This window comes from uncultured Acidovorax sp., from assembly GCF_964021665.1.
GTDB lineage: Bacteria > Pseudomonadota > Gammaproteobacteria > Burkholderiales > Burkholderiaceae_C > Acidovorax > Acidovorax temperans.
The window spans coordinates 1-8,530 of record NZ_CAXIAK010000123.1 but is presented as its reverse complement, the minus strand read 5'-3'; the positions used below and the strand labels follow the sequence as shown (position 1 = coordinate 8,530).

The following is an 8,530-nucleotide window of genomic DNA, read 5'->3' as shown; positions in this document are numbered from 1 at the left end:
ACATGGTCATGGGCGAACGGGGCATGGCGGACATGACCGAGATGGAGATGCCCATTCCGGACAACACCGTCCCCATGATGACCGGGGAAGGCCCCTTCGGCTCGGTGGAGATGGGTGGCATGTTCAGTGTCCTGAAGGTGCGCCGCGACCAGAAGCCAGGCGACTATAAGAACCCGGGTTGGTACAAAAACCCGGAGGGCACGGTGGCGTATGAGTACACCGGTCCGATGGCGGAGCCCGCGCGATTCAGCGCAGAGGGCGGCCAGTCCATGCCGCGCGTTCGCAAGCCTGCAACGCCGACCGAAGTCAAGGTGCGCAAGCCGACGTCACATGGTGCGCACTGATAAAATTCTTCCCTTCGTTTTTAACTGGAGATCATCCATGAAGTTCACGCGATCCACCTTCTACCGCCTGCTGGCTGCCGCCGCGCTGACCGCTTCGGGGGCCGCCATGGCCGCAGGCAACCATGCCGGTGGCCACGGCCACGGTGATGGAGAGGAAACCGCCATCGGAAAGCCCGGTGTCGCCGCCAAGGCCAGCCGCACGATCACCATCGAGATGAGCGACACCATGCGTTTCACTCCCTCGAACATTCAGGTCAAGCAGGGCGAGACCGTTCGCTTCATCGTCAAGAACGCCGGCAAGGTCAAGCATGAACTCAGCTTGGGCACCGAGAAGGAACTGCTTGAGCATCTGGAGCAGATGCGGAAATTCCCGGACATGGAGCACGACGAGCCCGGCAAGGTCACGCTGCAGCCTGGCAAGCAAGGCGAGATCGTCTGGCAGTTCACCAAAGCTGGCGGTGTGAACTTCGCCTGCCTGATTCCCGGCCACTACGAAGCTGGCATGAAGGGCCTCGTTCAGGTCAGCAAGAAGTAATACGCCACCGTAGAGCCTGGAACAAGAAGTCCGCGTCATGTCCAAGAAAAAGCCCCGAGCGCTGGGACTGGCAGTGCCCGCCATGCCGATGGGCTTACCGGGCACGAATGGGCCGGCTTACAGCGGTCGGCGCACCCCCTTCAAGCGCTGCTGATTCAGAAAGATGGATTAGCAGAAATTTTCAACATGTATTCGTAAGGTCACATCATGAACACCATCAAACAAATTCTTGCCATTTCCGCCGTGGCCGTGGGTATAGCGCTGCCCATGAGCAGCTTTGCCCAGGCAAGCATGGAGCCTGGCAAGACAGAAGCGGCACAGTCGGCGTCCCTGACCGATGGCGAGATCAAGAAAGTTGATCTGGACAACGGCAAGGTCACCATCAAGCACGGTGAAATCAAGCACATGGACATGCCCGGTATGACCATGGTATTCACCGCGAAGGACAAGAGCCTGTTGTCCAACGTGAAGCCTGGCGACAAGGTCAAGTTCATGGTCGTCAACGAGGGCGGGAAGATGGTTGTCACAGACATTCAGCCCGCTCAGTGAGAACACGCTGCTTTAGCGTGCTGTGTCGTCGCGGATGGATTTATTGATTGCTGACTGCGACGGTTTTGTAATCTGGAGAAGGAGAGCACTATGTCAAAAATTCACCATACCCTGATCGGGGTCTGTGTCGCTGCGGCCTCACTGAGCGTGATGGCGCAAGCCGCCGATGAGCACAAGGCCCATCACCCTGCAGGTAGCACGCAGCCCGCGTCCACCCAAATGAAGACTTCCGCAAAGCCAATGGGTACGGGGCCGATGGCTGGAATGGCCAAGATGGACGAGCATATGAAGTCCATGCAAGCGATGCACGAAAAGATGATGGCGGCCAAAACGCCGGAGGAGCGGCAGGCACTCATGGACGAGCACATGAGGCTCATGCAGGACGGCATGGGGATGATGCAGCAGATGGGCGCAGGCATGCAGGGCATGGGTGGCATGCAAGGTGGAAAGGGCATGTCCTCCAACATGGCCGAGCGTCATCAGATGATGGAAAAGCGCATGGAAATGATGCAGTCCATGATGCAAATGATGATGGACCGCCTGCCTGCCACGCCGACCAAGTAACGCACCCACCTGATTGCGAGTCACCATGAGCCATCAACACGACGGACACGAGTCGCCCCCCAGTTTCTGGAGTTCTCGATACGCCATCGGCTACGTGGCGATTGGTGCCGTGGCGGCGTATTTTTTGTTGACAGAACACCTCGCGCATGTCGTCGGGGCGCTACCTTTTCTCCTGCTCCTCGCCTGCCCGCTGATGCATGTTTTCATGCACGGCAGCCACGGTGGGCATGGTCACCATGGCCAGAGCAAGCCTGATGTGTCGAAGACTGCCGAATCGCGCAAAGAAGGAGATCCCCAGTGAACCACACCGAATCTGCTTATGGCCTGTGGTCGTTGGTCATCATCAATTCAGCGATCTTCATCATGTTTGCGTTCAGCTTTTTCAAGCCTGCAACGGCCCGTGACTGGAGGACGTTTGGCGCATTCGCAGCCTTCATAGTTGCCTTGTTCGTAGAGATGTATGGCTTCCCGCTGACGATTTATCTGATATCGGGCTGGCTTCAAACCAAGTTCCCTAATCTGGATCTGCTCTCCCACACCTCGGGTCACTTGTGGTCCACCCTGTTGGGCGAAAAGGGCGACCCGCATTTCGGCGTACTGCACATCGCCAGCTACGTTTTTCTGGGCTTTGGTTTCTACCTGTTGTCCACAGCGTGGAATGTGCTCTACCACGCTCAGCGTGGCCAATCGCTTGCAACAACAGGCCCCTACGCGCGCATTCGCCATCCGCAGTACGTGGCTTTTGTGATGATTCTGCTGGGCTTCCTGCTGCAGTGGCCCACCTTGCTGACCTTGGCCATGTTCCCTGTCTTGCTCCTGATGTACGGACGTCTGGCAATCACCGAAGAGAACGAAATGCACAAACAGTTCGGTGCAACGTACGACACATACGCCCAGCGCACACCCCGGTTTATCCCTCGCATGGGCAAGGCCCAGTCGACGACTGACTCGGTGTCAAAAAGATGATCTGGAATATTTCCCCGGCGGTATACGTTTCAATTTTTAGGAGTTTGATATATGAAAACGATTGATCTGCAAGTCGAGGGCATGAGCTGCGGCTCATGCGTCAAGCACGTCACGCACGCATTGCAACCGCTGCCGGGTGTCAGTGGGGTGGAGGTCGATCTCCAGTCTGGGCATGTCCGGGTGAGCGGGGAACTGGCGCAGGGCAGCGCCCCATTGTTGATGGCATTGACGGATGCGGGTTACCCCGCAAAGCTGGCCACAGACACGCCCATTCCCGCTGCGACCTCGCAGCCTAAAGCCTCGGGCTGCCACAGCGGCGGTGCGGGGGGCTATGGTTGCCGATGACGGCCACGGTATTTGATTCAGGGTCGACCGGCTGGGCGCGTCCGCGCCCGCACCTTTTGCTGGCAACTTTGAAGGAGCAACGCCATGGATCAGCCTGACAACGACTCCCATGCGCCATCGTTCTGGCGCCGCCCAGCCGGCATGGCGCTGGCAACGGCTGCCGTGATCGCTGGTTTTTATCTGCTGCGAGAGCACTGGGGCCATGTTCTGGGTTATTGGCCCTACCTGCTGCTGCTCGCCTGTCCGCTAATGCACCTGATGCACGGCCACGGCGGCCATGGTGGGCACGGCAACCATGCGCAGCCGCCACGGCGCACCAACAACAACAAGGAATAAGCAATGGACATGCATGCACACCACCATCACGGCAGTCACCCCCCTGCCGAGCCAGCCTCGCCAAAGGATCTAAAGGATCCGGTGTGCGGCATGACCGTTACGGAGCAGTCTGAACACAAATTGACGCACGAAGGGCGGCCCTACTATTTCTGTAGCGCCAAGTGCCAAGGCAAGTTCGCAGCGAACCCACTGCAATACCTTGTATCTACTGCACCCGAGGACACCGCGCCAGAGCCGGCCGGCACCATCTACACCTGCCCTATGCACCCCGAGGTGCGGCAGGATCATCCTGGAGTCTGTCCCAAGTGCGGCATGACATTGGAGCCCATCATTCCACTGGACGAGGAAGACAACCATGAGTTAAAGGATTTTCAGCATCGCTTCTGGTGGACGCTGCCATTCACAGTCATTGTCACCGTTCTTGCAATGTTCGGCCATCGTCTTGGATGGTTTGACATGAAGGTGCAAACCTGGGTTGAGCTGGTGCTTTCCTTACCCGTCGTGTTGTGGACGGGGTGGCCCTTCTTCGTACGCGGCTGGCAGTCTCTCGTCCTCCGCAGCCCCAACATGTGGACCTTGATCGGTTTGGGTACGGGCGCGGCCTTTCTCTACAGCCTCGTGGCTACCGTGGCGCCGGGCGTGTTCCCGGATTCATTCATTTCCATGGGGCGCGTGGCGGTCTACTACGAGGCGGCAGTGGTCATCATCTCGCTGACCATGCTGGGCCAGATCATCGAGTTGAAGGCCCGTTCGCAAACTTCTGCGGCCATCAAGGCGCTGCTCGGTTTGGCACCCAAGACGGCACGTCGGATCAATGCGGATGGCAACGAAGAAGACGTACCGCTGAACCATGTTCACGTCGGTGACCTGTTGCGCATCCGCCCCGGCGAGAAAGTGCCGGTCGACGGCGTTGTGACTGAAGGCAGCAGTGCGGTCGATGAATCCATGCTGACCGGTGAGCCTGTGCCGGTGACCAAACGCCTTGGTGACAAGGTGATTGGCGCCACGATGAACACCAGTGGCGCCCTGGTAATGCGCGCCGAGAAGGTCGGTGCGGCCACCATGCTGTCGCAGATTGTTCAGATGGTGGCCAATGCCCAACGCTCGAAGGCGCCCATGCAGCGCATGGCGGACGTGGTCGCAGGCCAATTCGTGGTCGTGGTGGTGCTCATCGCCATTGCCACCTTCTTTGTCTGGGGTTGGTTCGGTCCGGAACCTAGCTGGGTGTTTGGCTTGATTAACGCAGTGGCCGTCCTGATCATCGCTTGCCCCTGTGCGCTGGGGCTGGCCACGCCGATGTCGGTGATGGTGGCCACAGGGCGTGCCGCGACACAGGGGGTGCTGTTCCGTGATGCTGGCGCCATCGAAAAAATGCGCGAGGTCGACACGCTGATTGTGGACAAGACAGGAACACTGACCGAAGGTAAACCCGCTTTCGACACCGCAGTTGCCGCACCTGGCTATACAGCGGACGAAGTTCTGCGCCTTGCTGCCAGTTTGGACCAAGGCAGCGAGCATCCTTTGGCAGAGGCCATCGTCAGTGCAGCACGCGCCAAGGGCCTGGAACTGATCAAACCGCTAGATTTCGAATCTGGCAGCGGTATTGGCGTGCGCGGCATGGTCGATGGGAAGCATCTGGTGCTGGGCAACACCGCATTGATGCAGCAGGAGGGCGTGGCCACTGATGCGCTCAAGATCGATGGCGAGCGTCTGCGCAGTGAAGGCGCCAGCGTGATGCATCTGGCCGTGGACAGACAACTGGCTGGCATCCTGGCTGTGACCGATCCCATCAAGGCCACCACGCTGGAAGCCATTAGGACTTTGCACGCCAGCGGCTTGCGCATCGTGATGGCAACTGGCGATGGTCTGACCACCGCCAAGGCAGTGGGTGCAAAACTTGGCATCGACGAGGTGCATGGCGAAGTCAAGCCCGCAGACAAGCTGGCGCTCGTGGAACGGCTCCAGAAAGAGGGCCACATTGTCGCCATGGCCGGCGATGGCATCAACGATGCGCCTGCGTTGGCAAAGGCCGATGTCGGCGTGGCCATGGGCACGGGGACCGATGTGGCCATGAACAGCGGCCAGATCACGCTGGTCAAAGGCGATTTGCGCGGCATCACCGCCGCACGCGACATCTCTATCGACACCGTCCGAAACATGCGCCAGAACCTCCTGTTCGCATTCGTTTACAACGGCATTGGGGTGCCGATTGCGGCAGGCGTGCTGTACCCATTCACTGGGTGGTTGTTGTCCCCGCTGATCGCGGCGCTGGCCATGAGTCTGAGCTCGGCCTCGGTGATTTTCAATGCTCTGCGTTTACGGCGCGGAAAAAAATGACCCCGTAGTTCGGAGGAATGATGAAAATCTCCACGTCACCACAAATGCCTCGAACCTCTCAACGCACCACGGCGGTGGGTAAGGAAGCAGCGGTGCAATGGACGCACCGCCAGACAAAGGATCTACCACCGACCGTCTTGGATCATTCCGAGGAGTTGTTGAAGCCTGCGCCACAGGATGCGTCTAGTGGCATGAAAAGAGCAGCTGAAGCACCTTCGGCGCAGGACTATTTCGATTACCAGCGCGACTTCTTCGAACGCACCATTCTGTTCTGGGACACGCTTCGCCAGCGCGCGAACAACATGCTGGAGCACGAGCGAGCCGGATTGCCGCCGCTTCTGGACTTCAAGTATGAAACGCTGTTGGACGCGCGCAGCTTCGAACGGTCCGTCAACTATGCACTGCTGCGCATCACGGAAATCGACGGGCATTGCTGGGACGACTGCGTCGATCCTGACAAACCTCCGGTCATTGTTGTCGATCCACGCGCCGGCCATGGCCCTGGGATCGGCGGCTTCAAGCGCGACTCCGAAGTCGGGATGGCCATGCGCGAAGGCCATCCGGTTTATTTCGTGATCTTCTTTCCCGAGCCGACTCTGGGGCAGACCCTGGCAGACGTGTTGCATGTGCTGCGGCGTTTCGCCGAAGAAGTTGCGCAACGCCATCCTGGCAATCCTCCTGTGCTTTATGGCAACTGCCAGGCCGGGTGGGCGCTGACGCTGCTGTCCGCAGACTGCGCCGGTCTGGTCGGACCGGTGGTGCTCAATGGCTCACCCTTGTCATATTGGGCTGGCGAGTCCGGTGTCAATCCGATGCGTCTTTCCGGAGGGCTCCTTGGCGGCAGCTGGTTGGCGCATCTGACGGCCGACCTGGGCAATGGCCGCTTCGATGGAGCCTGGCTGGCGCAGAATTTCGAGAACCTCAAGCCCGAAAAGGCTGTTTGGGAGAAGTACGCCCAACTCTTCACCAACGTCGACAGTGAGCAGGCGCGTTTTCTGGAGTTCGAGCGTTGGTGGAACGGTTTTTATTTCCTGAGTCGGGAAGAGATCCTTGCGATTGTTGAAAACCTGTTCATCGGCAACCAGCTTGAACAGGGTCTTTTCCAGATTTGCCAGGGTTGCACTGCTGACCTCAGGCGGATCAGGAATCCAATCGTCATCTTTGCGTCCTACGGCGACAACATTACGCCACCACACCAGGCGCTCGGATGGATTCCGGCAGTCTACAAAGACACCGAGGATCTCAAGCAGGCCGGACAGCGCATCGTCTACCTCACGAACCCGCACGTCGGCCATCTCGGCATTTTTGTCTCCGCCGGGGTGGCGCGTCTGGAGCACCGGGCGATCCTGGAGAGCCTGGCTGAGATTGAGGCGCTGGCCCCGGGCCTCTATGAAATGAAGATCGACAACCCGTCGGGTGACCCGGACTGCCATAAGCCCACCTACAGCATCCGCTTTGAACCCCGTCAGGTTGAAGACCTGAAAACGGATTACCCGCAGGAAGCTTTTGAGCGGGTGAAACAGGTCTCGATATTCAACGAGGCGCTTTACCGGGCATTCGTCAGTCCTTGGGCGCAAGCGCTGTCCACACCCTGGACAGCCCAAATGCTCAAGTGGCTCCATCCGATGCGCACCAGTCGGTATTTGCTCTCGGAAACGTTCAGTCCGTGGATGCGCGGCGTTGCCTTGCTGGCCGAGCCGCTTGGCAAGAACCGCCAGCCGCTTGCGCCGCGTCACCCGTGGATCGAGCGTGAGCGTGAAGCTGCAGGGGAAGTGACCCATGCGCTGGGAAGGCTGCGCGAAGGCCGAGACGCTGCGAGCGAGCAGGCGTTTCGCCTGATGTTTCAAAACCCTGTCTTGTTCGCAGGCGTCCTGGGGATGATGGGTAAAGAGGGTGGCAACGGTAATCCAGTGCGCCCCAACGCCGACTGAGCCCTGATAGAAGTTTTATTTTCCAACCAAGAGAGATCATGATGACAAGAAAAAACAACTGGCTTTTGACAGCGGTGCAGATGGGCCTATTGGCCTGATCCGGCGCCACCTTGGCCGCCGACAAGGTGTATGTGGCCAACGAGGGGGCTGACACGGTGAGCGTGCTCGATGCTGCGTCGTTCAAGACACTGGCAAGCGTGCGCGTCGGCAAGGCACCGCACAACGTACAGGTATCGCCCGACGGCAAGGTCGTATGGGTGACCAATAACGGGGAGCCTGCTCAAACGGCCGACGCGTCGGAGCACAAGGAGATGGCCCAAGGCAGCCACGATGCGATGGGAAAGCCCGGCGCGGTTTGGGCCATCGATACCGCGACTAACGCAGTCGTCGCCAAGGTGCCGGTTGGCATGCACCCGGCCCATGTGGTGGTGTCGCCCGACGGCCGCTTCGCCTACATCACCAACGGCGGCGACAACACGGTCAGTGCCGGGTCGGGCTACGACCGGGTCACGGCAGGCTCCGGCGACGACCGTCTGGTCGTCGGCGACGGACGCAACACGGTGGATGCCGGTTCCGGCGACAACTATGTGAGTGCCGGCTGCGGCCGGGACACGATCTCCGGG

10 protein-coding genes and 1 pseudogene are annotated in these 8,530 nt (G+C 59.4%); all 11 read left to right on the top strand.

Features of this window, described 5'->3' with window-relative positions:
* Positions 1-344, top strand: a pseudogene (locus AADJ04_RS16905) (copper oxidase); the annotation flags it as partial.
* 37 nt (positions 345-381) lie between these two features.
* Positions 382-879, top strand: a complete 498-nt coding sequence (locus tag AADJ04_RS16900) for a cupredoxin family protein (RefSeq protein WP_038213835.1) — start codon at positions 382-384, stop codon at positions 877-879.
* 207 nt (positions 880-1,086) lie between these two features.
* Entirely contained in the window at positions 1,087-1,428 is a 342-nt protein-coding gene (locus AADJ04_RS16895; RefSeq protein WP_066691662.1) for a copper-binding protein, read from the top strand.
* Between the two features lie 90 nt (positions 1,429-1,518).
* Positions 1,519-1,992 (top strand): hypothetical protein, encoded by a 474-nt coding sequence (locus AADJ04_RS16890; protein WP_312306655.1) that lies wholly within the window; start codon positions 1,519-1,521, stop codon positions 1,990-1,992.
* Positions 1,993-2,017: 25 nt separating this feature from the next.
* On the top strand, positions 2,018-2,293 hold the full coding sequence (locus AADJ04_RS16885) for a DUF2933 domain-containing protein (protein ID WP_066691667.1): 276 nt from the start codon (positions 2,018-2,020) through the stop codon (positions 2,291-2,293).
* Positions 2,290-2,958: an isoprenylcysteine carboxylmethyltransferase family protein gene (locus AADJ04_RS16880; RefSeq protein ID WP_119558837.1), complete on the top strand. Its 669-nt coding sequence runs from the start codon at positions 2,290-2,292 to the stop codon at positions 2,956-2,958. Before AADJ04_RS16885 ends, AADJ04_RS16880 begins: the two co-directional genes overlap by 4 nt.
* Positions 2,959-3,009: 51 nt before the next feature.
* Entirely contained in the window at positions 3,010-3,303 is a 294-nt protein-coding gene (locus AADJ04_RS16875) for a heavy-metal-associated domain-containing protein (RefSeq protein ID WP_341240324.1), read from the top strand.
* Between the two features lie 84 nt (positions 3,304-3,387).
* Complete coding sequence (locus AADJ04_RS16870; RefSeq protein WP_066691671.1) at positions 3,388-3,639, top strand: DUF2933 domain-containing protein; 252 nt, start codon at positions 3,388-3,390, stop codon at positions 3,637-3,639.
* Positions 3,640-3,642: 3 nt separating this feature from the next.
* Positions 3,643-5,976, top strand: a complete 2,334-nt coding sequence (locus AADJ04_RS16865) for a heavy metal translocating P-type ATPase (RefSeq protein ID WP_059401318.1) — start codon at positions 3,643-3,645, stop codon at positions 5,974-5,976.
* Positions 5,977-5,996: 20 nt separating this feature from the next.
* On the top strand, positions 5,997-7,907 hold the full coding sequence (locus AADJ04_RS16860) for a DUF3141 domain-containing protein (RefSeq protein WP_341240323.1): 1,911 nt from the start codon (positions 5,997-5,999) through the stop codon (positions 7,905-7,907).
* 110 nt (positions 7,908-8,017) lie between these two features.
* Positions 8,018-8,530 (top strand): YncE family protein (locus AADJ04_RS16855; RefSeq protein ID WP_341240322.1); only part of this gene is annotated, 513 nt, incomplete at its 3' end.

Coding starts and splice junctions, on each gene's coding strand:
- AADJ04_RS16900 (WP_038213835.1), top strand. CDS start 382: ATGAAGTTCACGCGATCCACCTTCTACCGCCTGCTGGCTGCCGCCGCG.
- AADJ04_RS16895 (WP_066691662.1), top strand. CDS start 1,087: ATGAACACCATCAAACAAATTCTTGCCATTTCCGCCGTGGCCGTGGGT.
- AADJ04_RS16890 (WP_312306655.1), top strand. CDS start 1,519: ATGTCAAAAATTCACCATACCCTGATCGGGGTCTGTGTCGCTGCGGCC.
- AADJ04_RS16885 (WP_066691667.1), top strand. CDS start 2,018: ATGAGCCATCAACACGACGGACACGAGTCGCCCCCCAGTTTCTGGAGT.
- AADJ04_RS16875 (WP_341240324.1), top strand. CDS start 3,010: ATGAAAACGATTGATCTGCAAGTCGAGGGCATGAGCTGCGGCTCATGC.
- AADJ04_RS16870 (WP_066691671.1), top strand. CDS start 3,388: ATGGATCAGCCTGACAACGACTCCCATGCGCCATCGTTCTGGCGCCGC.
- AADJ04_RS16865 (WP_059401318.1), top strand. CDS start 3,643: ATGGACATGCATGCACACCACCATCACGGCAGTCACCCCCCTGCCGAG.
- AADJ04_RS16860 (WP_341240323.1), top strand. CDS start 5,997: ATGAAAATCTCCACGTCACCACAAATGCCTCGAACCTCTCAACGCACC.